The following is a 20224-nucleotide window of genomic DNA, read 5'->3' as shown; positions in this document are numbered from 1 at the left end:
CACTAACTACTGCACTCTGAGTGCACAAGTTATTGCACTGTGAGTGCAGCAGTTAGTGCACTTTTATTTCTCAAGAGCGTGAAACCTGAAAGCCTAAATTAGAAAGCGACATCTCTACAAAACGTGCCCGCGGATTAGGAGCATGCTGAGTCAGCAATTCACGTATATGCAACGCTGCCTGCGGATCTTTGGCAACCATGTACAAATAGCCTCCTCCACCGGCACCAGGCAGTTTATAACCTAACGTATAATCTTTAATAAGGTTTATAATCTGTTCTACCGCAGGCGGATTTGTTCCACTGTCCAAAGCCTTGTTCTGCTTCCACGTTTTACCCACCATCCGTCCGAAAGCATCAAAGTCGTTCCGTTGGATCGCTTCTGCCATTTCCAATGCATGCGTCTTCATTTCTGCAAGCAAATCCAGATGGACAGATGAGTTCAGAAACATACAACGTACTATTTCAGCCAGAATCTCTTTAGCTGTGCGGGTGATACCTGTATAATAAAGAAGATGACAGGCACGGAACTCAGGATGGGTAAACAAATGGTCAGGCAGCCAACGCACCAACGGATTCTGAATAAAGCCCGGTTCGGTCTGCAGCAACTTAACGCCTTGCAATACCCCACCGTACTGATCTTGCCAACCTCCGCCGGTAGTAAGCAGCTGTTCCAATGCCAAAGTACGCCGACAAATCTCATTCTTATCCCAAGCCAACCCGCAAAAATCGCTTAACGATCCCAATACCGTCGAAGCCAATATCGAGCTTGTACCTAAACCGGAACCTGCCGGAATAGCAGACAACAATGTGATTTCGATTCCTGTACCGAATGCTTCCAGCTGTTTTTCCAAAGAAGAATAAGTAACTTCCGAGAAAGCCGGCACAAAACCTGCCAGCGCCAAAGCTGCCTTAGGAATGGAGAAAGGAGAACCCACTTGTCTGTAATCCTGCAACTCATCAAAAGTAGACACCACCTCCATTGCTCCCATATCAATGGAACGCAACACAATGCGCAACTCTTTACAAGGTTTCACATACACCTGCAAAGGAGGTTGCCCGTTGAGTTCGATGGCCATGTTGACCACATTGCCACCGGCAAACAAGGAATATGGCGGAGTATCGGTCCATCCACCTGCTACATCAATGCGAACCGGACTGCGTCCCCATACAATCTGGTCACTGTAAACATTGAGATGCGGGCGACTCTTCTTCGCATACATATCGGCCAACAATCCTTCACGCAACAGGGCAAACGCACCCTGTTCGTCGGTCTTGAAATCTTTTCCACCCAACTTTTCTATGCGGGCACGCAACATCCGATTATGGATACGCTGCATCAACGGAGCATCATCAGGCAGTAGTTCTGGAGCAGGAAGCCCATAATGAGCAAATTCTCCGGCTATATCATCCAAATCTAACTGATAAAAAACGCTTTTCTCGTAATTGGCAGCCAAAGTCTCCAGATTCTTTTTTCTGAAACTTTCACGTTGGGCATACAGCAGCCTAAGATCGGCTTGTGCCGAGATCTCATCAGCCGAAAGACGTTCACTCTGCAACCAAATGTCTTTCCCTTCCTTAGACATCGGATCTGTAACCATCCAGCTCAACACTTTCCCCATCTGTTCCGCATCAGACACAACCGGGAATAGCGAAGCTGCCTGCAAATCATCGGTTCGTTCACTCCAGCCTTCTGCTGTAAGTCCCCGCTCATCCAGCCAACGCAAGAAAGGCTTTCCCAGGAACATAGTCTTCTCGTCCTTCAAATCTCCCTTGAATACATCATCGAATCCATAAGGACGAACAGCCCAACGGGCGTCGCTCAAAGGCACTATATCCACACAAACTCCGTCTGGCAAATTCAACTCCCAATTATTATATGGTACACCGGTAATAATCTGCCGTTTGCCCAACTTCCAACGTTCACCTACAAAGCTGTTCTCTATCCACACATTATCATTATCCGAGGAAAAGCCGACATGTATTTCTGCATTCTGTACAAAAATAGCAGGATTCGGTTTCATCTTCCGATGAATAATCTGTCGCTGGTCATACACTTTATTCTGCAACGTAACAGTAGACGACAACAGTTCGCGACTGGTTCCATAATGATAAAATTCACCTCCCGGCAAAGGCAATATCGCTACCGACAAGGCATTCAGTTCCTCGTCTGCAATACGCGGATGATTGCCCAATGCCAATCCGAAATCAGAATACAAATCGTAGTATCTCAAATCGGAATAAGGCTTTCCCGAACCATCATCAGGCTTTTGGGAGCGTTTCACCAATAAATCGACAGCTCTGTCGCTCAAAATCCATATACCGATATCCATCAGGAAAAGATGAGTCTTTGACAACTGCCCCAATTCGGCCAAAGTAGGTTTCTGAAGCATAAAGTCCAAAGCTTCCGGCTGTTTACGATCGGAAACAAACACCCCGTGATGAGTAGCCAATACAGGGTCTACCCACAATCCGTAACACACCACGTCTGCCTCAGGAATATCCTGCAAAGATTCTTCAGCCCGTATATAGACGTCGCCGCTGGCAATCAGCGTACGCAGTTTTTCGGGAGCGCGCTCCATGATTTTTTCATAAAGCGACAATTGCAGGGAAAGCAGATTTTGCCCCAGCCGTTGTCCCCGTGCCCAACGGAATACCGGAATAGGAGTAAGTATTTTGCCGGAAGGAGCATACGACGGTAGCCGCCGGCTTTGCCCGCCGGCATGAAGTAAAATACGTTTTTCAGTTTTGTCGGCATTCTGACGGCACCGAGCCCACTCTCTGAGTAACCAGGCAGTTCCACCTCCCGACCCTAATTTCACACCGACAGGATCTGATGTACAGAACCATTCCTTAGGGTCAACCTTCTCTAATTCATAAAAAGCCGAAACCAAATTGGGCGGCAAAGACAACATTTTTTGCATAGTGGCTATAAGATTAGCTAATGTTAAGTAAGTGCAAAATAAAGCAATCTTAGGCAAATTACATAACGCGATGATTATTTATTGCATAAATATAGGTAAATATCATAAAAAATATTATTTTAGCGCGCTTTATTTATAGGAGAATCATTCACTAAAAAAGGAATCTGTTTATGAGGAACATTTTATTTATCTTGTGTTGCTTCTTCTCCGGTCTTCTTTTAGCAGACAACGTGACCGTAGAACAGGCACAGTCGTTAGCCGCGAACTTCTTTCGGGCAAGTACCCAGACTCGTAGCGCATCACCCCAACTACAACTGGTATGGGACGGGGAAGATCCATCAACCCGAACTTCGGCTACAGAACCGGCTTTTTATGTATTCAACCGTACCGATTCAAAAGGATTCATTATCGTTGCCGGTGATGATGTAGCCATGCCTGTATTGGGCTATTCATTCGAAAACTCATTCAAGACCGAAAATATGCCAGCCAACCTGAAAAACTGGCTGTTGGGACTGAAAGATCAGATCAATGAAGCTAGAAACAATCATTTTACTGCCTCTGTCACAACGGAGCAAGCGTGGAAGAATGCAAGTGATGTTGTGGGCGACATAGAAGTAGAACTGGAAACCGCCAAGTGGAACCAGGATGCTCCATACAATGATAAATGTCCCATGCTGAGCGGCGAACGAACTGTCACAGGATGTGTAGCCACAGCCATAGCTATTATTATGAAATATCACGAATGGCCGGACTGCGGAGAAGGCACACTGGAAAGTTATACATATAAAGCTGCCAACGGTAGTACCCAAACAGTCCCTTCCCACACATTAGGACATGCCTACAACTGGAATAACATGCCTTTAGTATATGACAAATCCACATCTGCCGAATCGGAGCAGGAAGTCGCCACTTTGATGTACGACTGTGGAGTAATGTCGAAAGCGACTTATAACGTAGCCTCAACAGGAGGTACAGGCGCCACAACCCAAAATGCGATAACAGGTATGATTAACCATATGAAATATGACAAAGGCGCCCGAATTCTTTATCGTAGCTGGTACTCGGACAGCGAATGGCATAAAATGGTGAAAGAAGAGCTTGAAGCTCATCGTCCCGTTCTGTACGGAGGATCCAATAAACGAAATGAAGGCCACCAATTCGTATTGGACGGATATACCAGCAACAATTACTTTAGCGTAAACTGGGGATGGGGAGGATATTCCAACGGTTATTATCTGCTGTCTGGCCTGAATCCTAATGATCAGGGTATCGGTGGAAATACCGGCGGATTTACCGTAGGACAAGATGCCGTGTTCGGACTGAAGAAAGCAGAATCCAGTTCGGAATATGCAGACATACTGGCCATTGCTCAAAGCACCGAAGGAGGCAAAGGACTCTATACCAACGAAAAGAACATCCAAACAGGCAAAGAATTTACGGTCTATGTTGAACACGTCTTTAATTTTGGTTTAAGCACTTTCAACGGTGAAATAAGAGCTACCCTATTTGATAAAAATGGGCAAGTAAAAGAAGACATTAGTGAAATAGTCCAAACACCACCTCTCGATCCATTCAGAGGTGTCAGCGGTACTATTCCTTGTACGATTACACAACCCATCAAAGGTGGTGACCGAATCAAAATGCGTTTTAAGGGAAGTAAAGGTACCGAATGGCAAGTAATACCTGCCTACGATGAAAGTATCCCTGGAGAAATTCTTGTCCGTGAGGAAATAGCAAGTGTAGAAGAAGCCACTTCTTTCACTTACAACAAGACAAGTAAAATCATTACGCTGAACACCGCAGTCGATATCGCCTATAAGTTGACTTCAAATGATAATAAAGTAATAAAAGAAGGTACAACCGACGCTTCCGGAGAAATCAAAATAGATACCAATGAACTGGAAGCCGGCACCTACACCATTGTATTAACTGGCGAAGAAGACAGTAAAACATTGAATTTCACCATTGGAAACAAGTAATAAGCATTTTTCTTACTAAAAATCAGAACTTCATATGAAAACCATACAGAAATATATATTATTCTCCCTCATCGGTTTATCCGCTGTTGCCTGTAAAGACGACCAGGAAGAATTGGGCGGAGGCGAAAAAGTAGAAGTAACCTTTACGACCGAAGTGCAGACGCGTGCATTGACAAACGTTACTACTGATATTGAAAAGGACGGAGAAACAATGAACGTATTCGTTCTCGAAAGCAGTTCAATCACTTCCGGGCAAGAAGTTCCCACTTACCAAGCCACCAGACAAAGCGGTTCCTGGAAAAGCAACCCTGCTCTGGAACTGACCAGTGGACAGAAAAAATATCTTCGTGCGTTCTATCCTTATAGCGCCAATATAGGAACTCCGGATGCTATAGCCATCGAGATCAATAGCCAGACAGACTACCTGTATACCGGCACGACAGTTCAGGCTACTTACGAAAAACCTTCTGTGAAACTGACCCTAAAGCATGCTCTTCCCATATTGGCTTTCAACATTAAAAAAGAAAACTACGACGGTGAGGGAAAGCTGGAACAAATCACCATTGAAGGAAAAAATTTCTATACCCAAGGAACTCTGAATATTGCTTCTGGAGAAATCAAAGGAAGCACACAGGAAAAATTCTCAATCACTTGTAATAATACCCTGTCTGCCGAAGGATGGAAGGAAGATATGCCCGACATGTTCTGCATACCTTTCACTTCATCCGGTTCAGATGTGAATGTCACCTTCAAAATAGATGGTAAAGACTATACCTGCCCTCTACCTAAATACGGTATAGCCCAAGGCGTCAAATACATCTTCCGTGCAGCCATGACTGCCAAAGGAATCACTATTTTCGATGCACCCGAATTAGTATCACTCAACTCTGACAATGACGACATGAGCCAATTCAGCTATGGAATGCTGAGAATTACACACAATAGTCTAACCTTCACCCCGCCTACATTCTCTGGAGTCAATATCACAGGAAACATAGACTGGGGAGACGGAAAGACAGAAATATACAGCACTGCCGCCCAACATGAGTATGAAAAGGACGGAGAAAAAACAGTGACACTGGAAATGTGGGGAGCAGAAGAAGTCACACTTCCTAAACTGACAGGAGTAACAGAAATAGACCTGACCGAATTCTAAGGCTGTTCACCAATAGCTTGCAGCAACAGGTCAGGGAGTTTCCATGTAGCTCCTTTGATATTTAAAATACGGTTTTTACCTTCAAGCGTCAGAGCAAAAAGCATCTGGCGCTTGTCTTTTTTACCCACTACACGAGTAATCAGCTTCTTGCTTTCTACCGAGCGAATCACTTTCGAAGCATTCGAAGCAGATAATCCCAACGCCTCAGCAATTTCGCTTGCAGTCAACTGAGTACGGTCAAGCAACGTGCACAACAGCATGCCTTCATTCAGAGACAGATCGTACATTTGTACGAACTGTCCCTCAAATTCTGCAATAGCCCTGTATATATCACGGATCTTACACAAAGTTTCCATATAGCCGACGTTTTATTAGATGAACAGATTTACATTAGCCTTGTCTGCACGTTCCATATAAGTGGCTACACCACCTATTGTCACTTCATCGAGCAACTCTTCCCGACTAATTCCCATCATATCCATCGACATCTGACATGCTATAAACTCCACTCCCTGTTCCAATGCCTGGGCACGCAACGATTCTAACGAATCAACTCCCTTACGCTTCATCAGAAAACGCATCATGCGGCTTCCCAAACCGAACATATTCATCTGCGAAAGTTTCAGTTTCAACGAACTGGACGGAAGCATCATACCGAACATTCGGCCAAAGATGTCTTTCTCCACCTTAGGCTTTTGTACTTTCTTCAGCACATTCAAGCCCCAGAAAGTAAAGAAGATGGATACCTTCTGTCCTGTAGCAGCAGCTCCATTGGCCAGTACAAAAGTGGCTAACGCTTTGTCCAAGTCATCACTAAACAAAATCAATGTCTTTCCACGTCCAGCAGGAACAGGCGTTGCCGTCGAGCAACTATTTCCTTTCTCTATTACTACCGTATAACGTCCTTTCGACTCACTTTTTCGGATCAGCTTATTGCCGGTTGTATCGCACCAGGCCGATGCGTCGCGTGCAAAACCTGCATCAGTCGCAACCACTTCTATCTGTTGCCCTGGCTCGGCATGATCCATTGCTTGTTTCACCTTCATAATAGGTCCCGGACATTGCAAGCCACACGCATTAATCTTCACCACCGGTGATTCACAAGCGCAGGATGATACTTCGTCTGAAACTGCTTCAGATTTACAACATACAGTTTCGTCCGCAACCGGAACCGGCACAGGAGCTACAGCAGCCGAATAGGTTTTGTAACCGCCGATCAGGTTACGTACCTGTCTATAACCGTTCCCTATCAAAATGCGTTGTGCCAAATAACCACGCAGACCAACAGCACAGAACAACACTACCGACTTATCCGAAGGAATCTCCGACAAATGGTTACGCAACTCATCAAGCGGAATATTGACTGCTCCCGGAATAGAACCAAACGAGTATTCCTCTGGAGTACGGGTATCAATCAACATTACATTTTCTTTTTCTGCCAACAGTTCACGCCAGGTTATTGCAGGCATAGCTCCGCTAATAATATTAGAGGCTACGTATCCGGCAATAGCTATAGGATCTTTAGCCGACGAGAAAGGAGGAGCATAGGTATGTTCCGTCTCCATCAGGTCGTACACTGTACCACCGCGCTTAATCAGTCCGGCAATCTGGTCAATACGCTTGTCTACTCCTTCGTAACCTATACATTGGGCACCATACAATTTTCCCGTTTTAGGATGGAATGTCAACTTCAAGGTCAGCGGAAGGGCATCCGGATAATAACCCGCATGTGAAGCCGAATGAGTCACAGAACTGTAATAGTCCATTCCCCATTGTTTCAATCGCTTGGCAGCCAGTCCTGTCGAAGCGACTGTCATATCAAATACTTTAGCAATCGAAGTACCAATAGCTCCTTCGTATGCCACCACGTTCCCCAATGCCATGTTGTCTGCAACAATACGTCCTTGTCTGTTAGCCGGATTAGCCAAATAATTCAGCCAAGGCTTGCCTGTCAACGGATGCGGATATTCGATGGCATCGCCTACTGCATAAATGTCTTTAATAGATGTCTCCAGATGCTCGTCCACCCAGATACCACCAGTTTCCCCCAATCTTAATCCGGCTTGCTTGGCCAAGTCCGTAGCGGGACGCACTCCGATAGACAGCAACACCATATCAGCAGGAATCGTTTTACCACTTTTCAGAAAGACGTTAATCCCTTTATCCGTGCGTTCGAACCGAGTTACACCCTCTTCCAGATAAAGTGCCACTCCTTTTTGAATCAGATGCTGATGCACAGGAGCTGCCATCGAGAAGTCGATAGGTGCCATCACCTGATTCCCCATCTCTACTACAGACACATGAACACCGGCATGATGCAAATTCTCAGCCATCTCCAAGCCAATGAAACCAGCCCCGACTACTACAGCGCGCTTTACGCATTTCGAACTGATGTATGATTTTATACGATCCGTGTCTTCTACATTGCGCAAAGTGAAAATGCCTTCCAAATCTATTCCCTCCAAAGGCGGCCTTACGGGTGTAGCCCCCGGAGACAGGAGCAACTTGTCGTAACTCTCTTCATACGTACTGCCATCCGCCTTTCGAATAGTTACTTTCTTTATATCAGGCTGTATAGATATCGCCTCATTCTCAACCCGCACAGCTATACGAAAACGTTTACCAAACGACTCAGGTGTCTGTACCAACAGTTTTTCACGTTCGGCAATCACGCCACCTATATAATAAGGAAGACCACAATTGGCATAAGAAATGTACTTGCCTTTTTCCAGCAAAACAATTTCTGCCTTTTCATCTACTCTTCTCAATCGCGCTGCTGCTGTTGCCCCACCTGCAACGCCTCCAATAATCATGTATTTCATCATTCAACTATTCATTTTAAGTTCGCACATATTTTAGTTTATGCTGCAAAGAAAATATTTATTTTCCAATTATACATAATTTCCAATGGAAAATAATATTAATCGATTAATATAATGCAAGAAAAGTATAATTATAAATAGGAATAGAAATAGTTACTTTAAACAAAAACAAGTACAAAGAAACAACTAAGAAAAAAACATGCTTATAATAAAAATGACATGTATACGATGCAGATAAGCTATCTGTCTCATATACATGCCACCTTCCCATTCATCTTTTTTTAAAGGAATGAAACGGGATCAGCTTTTATCTATTACCAACCTAAAGCTGACAAACCTGCATCCTGATACCAGGACATCGAACGGTAAGCTGTAGCTCTGGAAGCATTATTGCCGGGAATATACTGGGTAATACCATTAGCACCCTCCATCGAGAACATACCTACTACCTGCGAGTAATTCTTTGCAGTCGTATTCCAATAAGCAATGGCATCATCAAAAGCCTGTTCCCAAGTTGCAAATGAATCTTCGTCCAGAATCTCCTGCATCATCTGTTTCAGGTCGAAATATCCCACGTAATCTCGTCCCCATCCGTCATGATCGTAATCAAACACTTTCTCCATCAGCTCAGCATTATCAACATCTTCCTGCGGAAGCAATTGGGCCGTTATCGAAGCCAATTCCTGCAAAGCACTCGTACGCATCACACAAATGGAAGTACCACCGGTCCAATTATTGTTGGAAATGCCGATTCCACCATTATAAATCGCTTCGTAGGATGCAAAATACACTTGAGCCATCCGAACAGCAGCATTATCCTCCGCCATCAGCGGCACCAGTTTATCATAAGGAGCACCCGGTCCCGGGTTTTCAGTGGGAGAACCGATGTAATAATCAGTAAAATTACGCAATTCGTAAGCTACTTCGACAGACGACATAAAGCATGCATCGAACATGATAAAACTAAAATGCGGCGTCGTTTTCAATAAAGAAACCAGCTCCGAGATATTCATCCGGTGATCGCCATCCGTTTTATCCTGCCCTACCCAACGTGTCGAAGCTTCTCCATAAGGAATCCAGCCATCGGCATGAGACCAGTATATCAGTCCGTAACTTTCTGCTTCAAAATTCGGGTTGGAAAATACGGCATCAAACACTTCACGGGTTTCCTCCAAGCCACACGAATTACGGTCCTCATACTCACGTACAACTTCCTCCACAACCGTATCACCCGACTTTTTCAGTTCCACAAGACGTGGAGAATCACCCGTATCCAGATATACCAGCAGATGTAAAGCTGTAGCATCCGCCTCCTGCATTCCCTGCTTCATCTCCGCCAGATCCTTAAAAGCAAACGAAGACAAGCTGTTATCACCTGCAATATACACCAAAACCGTTCTTTTATACGAATTTGATCCTGTGTTATTAGTATCACCATATTGAACAGAAATAGGTTCTTCCTGGCACGACGTTACCAAAAACATCAATAGCAAGAAAGGTAATATAAGCCAATTCTTTATCATGTCGATTTCAGTTTAAACTACAGATTATTATTCTTCCGGTTTCTTAAATGAAAAATCAGAAGGAGCAATGGATTGCAATTTCAGATTTCCTTTCACATATTTTCCTTTTACCTTACTGGCTTCTTTCTGAAGTTTATTTTTGTTTTCAGAAAAATAAATCATACACGTATAATCCGGTTTCGCCAACTCATATTCCAGATAATTCTTCAGCTGATAAGAATAGAGTTCACGTTGTGGTAAAAAGCCCCGCTTATCCAAAACTACACTGTCGAGCATTTGAATTTCCGTATAATACACAATCGTGTCATTGAACGAAGCCGCCACACCAAAAGCATAAACTTGTTTTTCTTTCTCTTTCTTCATAGAAAACGCCGAGCACAGCGTAAACACCAGTGTTACAGCCAATAAAATACGAAGATATTTCATAGGTTTCTTTAATTATATAGTTTGTTAATACTAAAATCTGTACAAGCCAAATGTTTCACATTCAACTGCATCTGCCGCAAAGATATAAAAAAACCGGCTGCCTGACGCAAGGCATACCGGTTTTTAATACCTTCTTTATTTGTCGGAAACTGATATTTCTTATTTATCCCAAATAAGACTTGAGCAATTTACTACGATTACTTTGTCTTAATCTTCTAATTGCTTTTTCCTTAATCTGACGAACACGCTCACGAGTGAGGCCAAATTTGTCGCCGATTTCCTCCAGTGTCATTTCCTGTTGTCCGATGCCAAAGAACATCTGAATGATTTCCTTTTCGCGCTCGGTTAACGTAGAAAGAGCTCTATCAATTTCCCTCGCAAGAGACTCGTTCACCAACGAGCGGTCGGCCATAGGAGAGTCGTCGTTGACCAGCACATCAAGCAGACTGTTATCTTCTCCTTCCACAAAAGGCGCGTCTACCGAGATATGACGTCCCGACACCTTCAGCGTATCCGAGATTTTGTCTACCGGGATTTCCAGCTCATCTGCCAATTCTTCGGGCGACGGACGACGTTCGTTTTCCTGCTCAAACTTCGAGAAGGCTTTGCTGATCTTATTCAGCGAACCCACCTGATTCAACGGCAGACGTACGATACGCGACTGCTCGGCCAAAGCCTGCAAAATGGACTGACGTATCCACCATACTGCATAACTGATAAACTTGAAACCACGTGTTTCATCAAACTTTTCGGCTGCCTTTATCAGACCCAGATTACCCTCATTAATCAAGTCGGGCAAACTCAAACCTTGATTCTGATACTGCTTGGCTACAGATACAACGAAACGCAGATTGGCACGTGTCAACTTCTCCAATGCAACACGGTCACCCTTACGGATGCGCTGAGCGAGCTCTACCTCCTCTTCGACAGTAATAAGGTCCTCACGGCCAATTTCCTGTAAGTACTTGTCAAGAGAGGCGCTCTCTCTGTTAGTGATACTTTTAGTGATTTTTAATTGTCTCATCCTATAAATACGTATTTGGGCTACAAAGTTACGACTTTTTCTTTTGATGTTCAAAAACTTATCCCAACTTTTTTGCCTGAATTCAACAAATACATAACAAAAAGGACACCGATAAATATCATATCGGCATCCTCTTTTTTCTTTTTTGTTTGCGATTATTACAATCTTCTTACCTTATTACCTTTTTCTTTACGGCAGAACGGTTAAAAATACCATTTCTCAAAAGTCCGGCATTTTATCCCCGTTCCGGCCTATAGCGGGTGTTATTCCTGGGACAAGTCTACAGCATAGCTTGCACGTTTGCCCGACGGGAACATACCAGTAATGAACAATACCTGCTCAGGAGTTCTGGAAGCTTCCTTCATCACATTTTCCAAATCGTCAACCGTCTTCATCTGCACACCGTTAGCTTTCAGGATAATGAATCCCTTACGGATTCCGGCATCACTCATCTTACCGCTGCTGACACCTGTCACTTCCAATCCGTAACCCAAGTTCAGTTGTCTCTTCACCTCTGCACTTACAGGACGGAAGGCTGCACCCAGAATGTCCATATCGGCATTCTTTATAATCTTGGTAGTGCCCTGTTCGTTCTTCAAAGTTACTTCTACAGTCTTTTCTTTCTTGTCACGAATCAGTTTCACTTTCACCTTGTCGCCCGGACGATATTTAGCAAGAGCTTCCTGCAGGTCGGCAAACTTATGGATTTCTTTTCCGTCCATACCTACAATCACATCATCTACCTTAATATCGGCACCGGCAGCAGAACTACCCTCTACAATTTCTCTTACCCAAAGTCCGTCTATAACTCCAAACTTATCTCTGGCCTCTTTTTTAATCTCACTCAGTTTCTTTCCGTTTTTCTGATCCGAAACCTGAGTATCACCCGGTTCTTCAGCCAATTCCGTCACACTGACACCCAGCTTAGCACGCTGAACTGATCCATATTGCTTCAAATCAGCTACAACCTTCTTCATAATACTGGTCGGAATGGCAAATCCATAACCGGTATTCGAACCTGTCGGAGAGAACAAAGCCGCATTGATACCAACCAACTCGCCACGGGCGTTAACTAATGCACCACCACTGTTTCCCTGATTAATAGCTGCATCTGTCTGAATATATGATTCGATACCTTGTTTGCCAGTCATCTGTCCCATACCCAATGAACGGGCTTTAGCGCTGACGATACCGGCCGTAACCGTAGAAGTCAAGTTGAACGGATTACCTACAGCCAATACCCATTCACCCACTTTCAAGGCATCAGAATCGCCGACCGGAATAGTCGGGAAATCATCTCCTTCTATCTTTATCAAGGCTAAATCGGTTTCTTCATCTGTACCGATAATACGACCCTTAAACTGACGGTTATCATTCAACGTAACACTGATTTCATCAGCACCGTCAATCACGTGATTGTTGGTCACGATATATCCGTCCTTCGAAATGATGACACCCGAGCCGAAGCCTGTACGTTCGGGAGTCTGTATCTGACGTTTTTGCGTACCACCACGCCCGCCAAAGAAATCACCAAAGAAATCATAAAAAGGATCTCTTACTTCCACTTCCTGCACTTTGGACGATTGTGTAGAACGGATATGTACAACACCGTGAACGGAATTTTCAGCAGCTTGTGTCAGATCCACCGGCTGAGCGGCAGCTCCACTGAATGCAGCCAGATTTATACCCGGATTGGGCTCAAACATCTGATCGAATGACTGATTGGCATATTCTGCCTTTTGCATTAATTTATAGGTAGTGATACCTGCAACACCTGAACTCAAGAGTACGATTGCCGCAACTCCCAAGATGTTTTTTGTTGTCTGTTTCATATCCTTTTTTACTGTTTAAAGTGTTAATATTCGAGTTTCGTTTAACATTACGACGTTAAAATAACGACAAAAAACGTTCAGTTATTCCACTTGTCACCTTTTTTTGTTCTCTTTTAACAGAGAGGTTTTTGAGCTTAACAGCGGTTAACGACGGAAGCTGACAATTTTGCATTTATCTACTATTCTGACATGTTAAAAGACTGACAGATAGGACATGACAGCACTTTAAAGCTTTACTACTCCTATTCCCGGCAAATCCGAAAGGGTTATTTTTCCACCCACAACCTCCATTCCCTTGAAACGGTCGTTACTGATAAGCAAGTTTCCGTCAAGGTCGGCAAAGTCAACAGCCGGAGAAAGCTGGGCAGCCGCCGAACAAGCGCACGAAGTCTCCGTCATACAACCCACCATTACCTTCATATCCAGTGCACGCGCCAATGTCAGCATCTTCCACGCCTCACGCATACCGGTACATTTCATCAGTTTGATATTGATACCCGTAAAAGCCCCTTTCAAAGACGGCACATCCTTCAGACGTTGCACCGATTCGTCAGCAAATACAGGCAAAGGACTCTGCTGGGTTACCCAGGCAATATCATCCAACTGCTCTTTAGGCATCGGTTGTTCGACCATCACAATTCCCTGTTCCTTCAGCCAGTGAATCATGTCCAACGCATGCTGCCTGTCCTTCCAGCCCTGATTAGCATCAACCGCTATCGGCAAATCAGTGACCGAACGAATGGTCTTTATCATTTCCTTATCGTTGTCACGTCCCAGCTTCACCTTCAAGATATTATAAAGCTCGGCACACTCTTCGGTCTTTTTGCGGACCACGTCAGCCGTATCAATACCTATGGTAAACGTTGTCGAAGGAGCTTTTTCCTTATCCAATCCCCATATTCTGTACCAGGGAGCCTGCAACAGCTTACCTACCAGGTCGTGCAAGGCAATGTCTACTGCAGCTTTTGCTGCCGTATCTCCCGGCGAAAGACTATCTACATACGCCAGAATATCCTCCAGTTGGAAAGGATCGCTGAACTGCCCCAAGTCCACCTTCTGCAAGAAAGCCAATACGCTTTTTACTGTCTGTCCCAGATAAGGCGGCATGGAAGCCTCACCATAACCTATTATGCCATCGTACTCAATCTCGACCTGCACATCGGGAGTAGTCGTACGCGAATAAGTAGCTACCGTAAAAACATGACGCAATTGCAGTTCGTAGGGGAAGAAACGCATTTTCATTTTAGGAGCCGCCCCCTGCTTATTAATATTAAATAGGTGTATTTTCTTTTTCTTGGTATCTGCCATAGCCTCCTCGGCAATCATTCCGGCACCCAGTGTTGCCAGAGCAGCAGTCTTAAGGAAATCTCTTCTGTTTGTCATAACTCTGTAATTAGTCCGACTCGTCCACTCCCCAGCGATAATACGGATTGGTATCGGTTGTGTTCAATTCATCCATTTTATTTATATAAGGTATCACGCGCGTAGCAAACAACAGACGCCCCCGATTGAAAGCATCAAACAACGGGTCGGAAGCATCGAGACTGCTGACATGTACATCGCCTTGAGAGTGAATAAAGCGCCCCTGCCCGATGTAGATGCCCACATGAACCACGCGCGCCTTCCGTTCGGCAGTGGCCGGACTGCCGAAAAACACCAGATCGCCAGGCTGCAGATTGCTGAAATCGGAAGCAATCTCGATATGCTCGCCTACATAAGCTTGCTGTGAAGCGTCACGCGGTATAATCATATCGTGCATGTACAGTACCGTCCGCACCAACCCACTGCAGTCCATTCCTTTCGAAGAAGTCCCAGTCCACAGATAAGGTACCCCAATCAGTGTATAAGCCGTCTTCAGAATAGAACCGGGATCTTTTTTCAAAGACTTCCGCCATTGTTTTTCGGGACATGCATCCGCCTTCTCCACATATCCGGTGCGACCATCGGGATAAGCCACCTTATAAAAATCCCCCTTACTTCCCAACCACTTCAGACGATTGCCTGCCACGATATCCGATACCGTCTGCGAACGACGGTTGGGAGCAGAATATACAAAACCATAATGAGTCGTAACAACAATCTTCTCCGCACGGTTCCAGTTCGCCACCTCTGCACTGTCCATCAGCCTGACACCTGCCCGATGCACCCAGGCAATATAATTATCCGGAGTCTGTATCCGATACCAGCCGTCGAACTGAAGCACACGAACCGGCATCCCCAATAATGCCTGAGTCGTCATCTCCGAAGCAAAGTCGGGCTTTACATGCAAGTTACACACCGACAGATTAACTACTCCATACGTTTTTCCTTCCAAAGCCGCCTCATCGGGAAGCACCTTCATACAGTCCATCACCTCGTAACCGGCCTTTCCAAGCCCTTGCAGCAAAGCCTCTTTGGCCGCTGCAGCCGTAGTCACTCCCCTCAGCATCATCTTCCGGCCGGAAACCGTATAATCAGTCTGGAACAATGCTACCCGTCCGTCGGGAGCATAAACCTGTTTCAAACTATCCGTCAGCCGAATCACATCTGCCGGCAAATCGTTACTTCCGACACCGGAAGCCTGCACCAATGAAGTCAAAAACAGGGAAAAGAGAAATAAATGAATAGTTTTTCGCATCTGCCAAATTCTTTTTGATAGTGTTTCTGTTAGCAAAGCTACAAATTATTTCTTTTGAGAGGGAGAAAAAGGGATAATTTTATTTTATACTGTGACGCGTTTACATTATCTTTGCACGCCAGAAGCAGTCGGTCGGTCTGTCGCTTGCGCCTTGTGCGTATGAGGAAAGTCCGGGCAACACAGAGCATTCCACTTCCTAACAGAAAGCTATCCGCGAGGGTAGAGTAACGCAGAAGAAAATAACCGCCACAATCTTCGGATTGCGGTAAGGGTGAGAAGGCGGGGTAAGAGCCCACCAGTCTTGTGGTGACGCAAGGGCTGTGTGTCTTGGAAGTTGTAAGGTCATGTAAACCGGCGCCACGAGAGTTGCTCGCTCCATGTCGGAGGGTAGACCGCTAAAGCTCGTATGGCAACATACGGCTCAGATAAATGACAGACAATTTGTCTTGACAGGACTGAAAGATGAAAGGCGAATGCCCGAATCGAAACACGGCCCGCCAGGACAGATTACAGAACCCGGCTTACAGACCGACTGCTTTTTCTCTTTCTTTCTTCAATCCATGGATTATGAACAAACGTATAGCCACACTCTGGAAGTTCCTGACCTACGACATCTGGCGTATTACGGAAGACGAAGTCACCAAAACGACTTTCTCTCTCTATAACATCATCAAGACCATCTATCTCTGCGTTTCCCGCTTCGCACAGGATCGTCTGGCCAACAAAGCAGCCGCACTGACTTATAGCACCCTGCTCGCCATCGTACCCATCCTGGCCATTCTGTTTGCCATTGCCCGTGGATTCGGATTCGACAACCTGATGGAACACCAGATCATCAACGGTTTTGGCGGAGTCACAGGGACTACCGAATTCATATTCCAGTTTGTCGACTCCTATCTGTCGCAAACCAAGAGCGGAGTCTTCATCGGAGTAGGCCTTATCATGTTGCTTTGGTCCGTACTGAACCTGATCAACAACATGGAAATTACCTTCAACCGCATCTGGCAGGTAAAAAAAGCACGCAGCATGTACCGCAAGATAACAGATTATTTCTCCATGCTCCTGCTGATGCCAATTCTGATTGTCGTGTCAGGAGGTCTTTCCATCTTCATGAGTACCATGGTAAAGAACATCGAGGACTACACCCTGCTTGCGCCACTTGGCAAGTTCCTGATACGTCTGATACCTTTCGTACTGGCTTGGGGCATGTTCACAGCCCTCTATGTCTTCATGCCCAATACCAAAGTCCGCTTCAAGCATGCACTGATTTCGGGCATTCTGGCCGGTACCGCCCATCAGGCATTCCAGTTCCTGTACATCAGCAGCCAGTTGTGGGTGTCGCGCTACAATGCCATTTACGGAAGTTTTGCCGCTCTTCCTCTGTTTCTGTTATGGCTCCAGATTTCGTGGACCATCTGTCTGTTCGGTGCCGAACTGACGTATGCCGGACAAAACATCCGCAATTTCAGTTTCGATCAGGACACGCGCAGCATCAGCCGGCGTTACCGCGACTTTGTATCGATGCTCATCATGTCCCACATCACCAAACGGTTTGAAAAAGGAGAAACTCCCTATACGGCAGAAGCCATTTCGGAAGAGTGCCAGATCCCCATACGGCTTGCCAACCAAACACTCTACGAACTTCAGGAAGTCGGACTGATACACGAAGTGGTAGTCGACGCCAAAAGTCAGGACATCGCTTACCAACCTTCGATGGACATCAACCAACTGACCGTAAACATCTTGCTCAACCGGCTCTACACCCACGGATCAGAAAACTTCAAGATAGACAAGGATCACGAATTCAGTTCCGAATGGAAAGCCTTGATGAAAGCCAGAGAGGAATACTATAACAGCACCCAACAATTGCTGGTGAAAGACTTATAACAATTATCTCAACTTTGACTTCGTCGATTTTCAATTCGCAAGCTCAAGTTGCAGTTGACAAGCAACAAGTTGACGAGTTAACAAGGCGTTTGTAGCGAGCCGTTTCAAGCGGCACTTTATCAAACAGGGAGTTCCAGCCTAATAGACTTGTTAACTGAAGCCTTGTTAATGGTTAATGATTAGTGGTTAATGATTAATGATTAATTCTTCATTTCTCTGCACTCCCATTCGCCAATAGTCCCCGTTTCCGACGAGAAGGTTGCACCAATCTTATACACCTTTCGTACATCGGCTGCATACTCGCGTGCGTAACCCTTTTCTTCTATCTGCTGCAAGGCTTCGGCAGCGGTGCCGTCCAGCTTGAACTCGAAGATGTAGACATACTGCGGTGTTTCCAGCACACAGTCCACACGCCCTTGACTCTGCACCTTTTCCACATAGACAGTGTAGACACTGATCAGGCGGAGTATCAGATAAAAGGTATATTGGAAGTAGCGTTCGCGTTCCACTTCATCCTCCTTACGGCGCATGGTATAGGGGATGCTGGCCAAGAAGGAAGCAAACAAAGCTGACAGTTTTTCTACTTCGCCGCGACGCATGGTAATAACAACGTCTCTGATCCACCCTCCGGTATCTTCAGCTGGCTTCAAATATGCTGCAGACAACATAGTCAGAAACCCGTTTTTTACTTCATTGTTTGGGAAATCCAATAAAAATGTATTAAAATCAATGTCGTAATCCTTGATGGTCAAGTAACCACTCTGGAAGATCATAGGCAAGGGACGTTCCACATCGGCCTTATAATCAACAAATTCTTCCGGACGATAATATTTACCCGTCAGCTCATTCAAATTTTCATCAAAGTGGTTCAACAGGCGAATGAGGTAAGTGGGCGTACCTGAACGAAACCAGTAATCGTTCACGCGGCGGCTGTCCAATGCGTTGAGCAGGCTGAAAGGATTGTACACGTCCGTCATACGGTCGCTGAAGTGGTAGCCGTCGTACTGCTGTTTCAGCCGCTGTTTCATCTCCTCCGGCGTGCAGCGGTAGTCCACCGCCATGTCGGCGATGGGTTGCGGAAAGTATCGGTCGATCTCTTCCTGGGTAATGCCGCACAACGTCTCGTAACGCCCGTCCATGCTGATATCCTTCGGCTGGTTGAAGCCACTGAACACACTCACCTGCGAGAACTTCGTCACACCTGTCAGCAACACGAACTGCAGGTGCTCGTCTGCTCCCTTGAATACGGAGTAGAAACCTTTCAGCACGTTGCGGTGACGATCCTCCAACTCGCGGTCAACATCGAGCACGTCCAATATCGGCTTGTCGTACTCATCAATCAGCACCACGCAGCGGCGTCCCGTCTGCTTGTGGGCGGCGCGAAGCACTTCGATAAAGCGATACCCGTACCCCAGTTCTTCTTCGCGGTCGGGTATGCCATACTGCTTTTCCCATTCCGACACATGAAAATTGATTTTCTTTTCCAGTTCGCCGGAATCCGTAAAGTTCCCTCCGTTGAAGTCCACATGAAACACAGGATATGTCGCCCACTCCGTCTCCAATTCGTCGATGGCCAGACCACGGAACAGTTCACGCCGTCCCAGAAAATAGTTTTTCAGTGTGGATACCAACAGGCTCTTCCCGAAACGGCGCGGACGACTCAAAAAGTATATACTACTTTCATGTACCAGGCTGTAAATTAAATCCGTCTTATCCACATAAACATAGCCGTCTTCAATGACACGATCGAAACTTTGTATTCCAATAGGGTATTTCATAAGCAGAACGTTTTCGTTTTCATACTACCTGCAAATATAAAAGATTTCCGCCCAATCAGGAAATAATCCTCTATTTTTCCCCTTCGTTGCACAACTCTCCCTTTCTTTTTCTTATTTTGTTTCGCTTAAACTAAAACACTAAACAATCTGCACTTTATCAAACTCGAAACGAATCATGAAAAAGAAAGAACACTTAACCACTTACATGGACCTGATTATTCAACAGCTGGAAGCGGAAGGACGCCTCGGAACGGCACACG

General features: G+C 45.4%; 13 protein-coding genes and 1 other RNA gene. 4 read left to right on the top strand and 10 right to left on the bottom strand.

Annotated features, from left to right (window positions below; all coding sequences use genetic code 11):
- Positions 1-70: 70 nt before the first annotated feature.
- A complete protein-coding gene (locus QVP67_RS15455) occupies positions 71-2929 on the bottom strand; it encodes a bifunctional fucokinase/fucose-1-phosphate guanylyltransferase (RefSeq protein ID WP_288180315.1) in 2859 nt (952 codons plus the stop codon).
- A gap of 161 nt (positions 2930-3090) precedes the next feature.
- On the opposite strand from QVP67_RS15455, the gene QVP67_RS15450 reads away from it, so the two are divergent.
- Both QVP67_RS15450 and QVP67_RS15445 read left to right on the top strand, forming a co-directional pair.
- On the top strand, positions 3091-4899 hold the full coding sequence (locus tag QVP67_RS15450; protein WP_022164456.1) for a C10 family peptidase: 1809 nt from the start codon (positions 3091-3093) through the stop codon (positions 4897-4899).
- Positions 4900-4933: 34 nt separating this feature from the next.
- A complete protein-coding gene (locus QVP67_RS15445) occupies positions 4934-6055 on the top strand; it encodes a fimbrillin family protein (RefSeq protein ID WP_022164455.1) in 1122 nt (373 codons plus the stop codon).
- On the opposite strand, the gene QVP67_RS15440 is transcribed toward QVP67_RS15445, so the two are convergent.
- The 8 genes from QVP67_RS15440 to QVP67_RS15405 all read right to left on the bottom strand — a co-directional run bounded on the left by QVP67_RS15440 (position 6052) and on the right by QVP67_RS15405 (position 16299).
- Complete coding sequence (locus tag QVP67_RS15440) at positions 6052-6411, bottom strand: MarR family winged helix-turn-helix transcriptional regulator (protein WP_022164454.1); 360 nt, start codon at positions 6409-6411, stop codon at positions 6052-6054. The genes QVP67_RS15445 and QVP67_RS15440 overlap by 4 nt on opposite strands.
- A gap of 15 nt (positions 6412-6426) precedes the next feature.
- Positions 6427-8877, bottom strand: a complete 2451-nt coding sequence (locus tag QVP67_RS15435; RefSeq protein ID WP_288180314.1) for an FAD-dependent oxidoreductase — start codon at positions 8875-8877, stop codon at positions 6427-6429.
- 314 nt (positions 8878-9191) lie between these two features.
- Entirely contained in the window at positions 9192-10265 is a 1074-nt protein-coding gene (locus tag QVP67_RS15430) for a clostripain-related cysteine peptidase (RefSeq protein WP_288180313.1), read from the bottom strand.
- 162 nt (positions 10266-10427) lie between these two features.
- Positions 10428-10826 carry a hypothetical protein gene (locus QVP67_RS15425; protein WP_022164451.1) on the bottom strand — a complete coding sequence of 133 codons (399 nt, stop codon included), beginning with the start codon at positions 10824-10826 and terminating at the stop codon, positions 10428-10430.
- A 163-nt stretch (positions 10827-10989) separates the two neighbouring features.
- Positions 10990-11850 (bottom strand): sigma-70 family RNA polymerase sigma factor, encoded by an 861-nt coding sequence (locus QVP67_RS15420; protein WP_008766632.1) that lies wholly within the window; start codon positions 11848-11850, stop codon positions 10990-10992.
- A gap of 263 nt (positions 11851-12113) precedes the next feature.
- Positions 12114-13682 (bottom strand): trypsin-like peptidase domain-containing protein, encoded by a 1569-nt coding sequence (locus QVP67_RS15415; RefSeq protein ID WP_022164448.1) that lies wholly within the window; start codon positions 13680-13682, stop codon positions 12114-12116.
- A gap of 225 nt (positions 13683-13907) precedes the next feature.
- Positions 13908-15065, bottom strand: a complete 1158-nt coding sequence (locus tag QVP67_RS15410; protein WP_022164447.1) for a dipeptide epimerase — start codon at positions 15063-15065, stop codon at positions 13908-13910.
- 10 nt (positions 15066-15075) lie between these two features.
- Complete coding sequence (locus tag QVP67_RS15405) at positions 15076-16299, bottom strand: C40 family peptidase (protein ID WP_022164446.1); 1224 nt, start codon at positions 16297-16299, stop codon at positions 15076-15078.
- A 124-nt stretch (positions 16300-16423) separates the two neighbouring features.
- Here QVP67_RS15405 and rnpB point away from each other — a divergent pair.
- Positions 16424-16839: RNase P RNA component class A (rnpB, locus tag QVP67_RS15400), an RNA gene on the top strand.
- Between the two features lie 27 nt (positions 16840-16866).
- Positions 16867-18186, top strand: a complete 1320-nt coding sequence (locus QVP67_RS15395) for a YihY/virulence factor BrkB family protein (protein ID WP_022164445.1) — start codon at positions 16867-16869, stop codon at positions 18184-18186.
- Between the two features lie 200 nt (positions 18187-18386).
- On the opposite strand, the gene QVP67_RS15390 is transcribed toward QVP67_RS15395, so the two are convergent.
- Entirely contained in the window at positions 18387-19964 is a 1578-nt protein-coding gene (locus QVP67_RS15390; RefSeq protein ID WP_022164444.1) for an ATP-binding protein, read from the bottom strand.
- Between the last annotated feature and the right edge of the window lie 260 nt (positions 19965-20224).

The organism is Bacteroides sp. CAG:633 (assembly GCF_000435115.1).
Taxonomy (GTDB): Bacteria; Bacteroidota; Bacteroidia; order Bacteroidales; family Bacteroidaceae; genus Bacteroides; species Bacteroides ndongoniae.
This window is presented reverse-complemented; position numbering and strand designations above follow the sequence as displayed.

Excerpts from the sequence above, each read along its gene's own strand:
- QVP67_RS15450 (WP_022164456.1), top strand. The coding sequence starts at position 3,091 with ATGAGGAACATTTTATTTATCTTGTGTTGCTTCTTCTCCGGTCTTCTT.
- QVP67_RS15445 (WP_022164455.1), top strand. The coding sequence starts at position 4,934 with ATGAAAACCATACAGAAATATATATTATTCTCCCTCATCGGTTTATCC.
- QVP67_RS15440 (WP_022164454.1), bottom strand. The coding sequence starts at position 6,411 with ATGGAAACTTTGTGTAAGATCCGTGATATATACAGGGCTATTGCAGAA.
- QVP67_RS15435 (WP_288180314.1), bottom strand. The coding sequence starts at position 8,877 with ATGAAATACATGATTATTGGAGGCGTTGCAGGTGGGGCAACAGCAGCA.
- QVP67_RS15425 (WP_022164451.1), bottom strand. The coding sequence starts at position 10,826 with ATGAAATATCTTCGTATTTTATTGGCTGTAACACTGGTGTTTACGCTG.
- QVP67_RS15420 (WP_008766632.1), bottom strand. The coding sequence starts at position 11,850 with ATGAGACAATTAAAAATCACTAAAAGTATCACTAACAGAGAGAGCGCC.
- QVP67_RS15415 (WP_022164448.1), bottom strand. The coding sequence starts at position 13,682 with ATGAAACAGACAACAAAAAACATCTTGGGAGTTGCGGCAATCGTACTC.
- QVP67_RS15410 (WP_022164447.1), bottom strand. The coding sequence starts at position 15,065 with ATGACAAACAGAAGAGATTTCCTTAAGACTGCTGCTCTGGCAACACTG.
- QVP67_RS15405 (WP_022164446.1), bottom strand. The coding sequence starts at position 16,299 with ATGCGAAAAACTATTCATTTATTTCTCTTTTCCCTGTTTTTGACTTCA.
- QVP67_RS15395 (WP_022164445.1), top strand. The coding sequence starts at position 16,867 with ATGAACAAACGTATAGCCACACTCTGGAAGTTCCTGACCTACGACATC.
- QVP67_RS15390 (WP_022164444.1), bottom strand. The coding sequence starts at position 19,964 with ATGAAATACCCTATTGGAATACAAAGTTTCGATCGTGTCATTGAAGAC.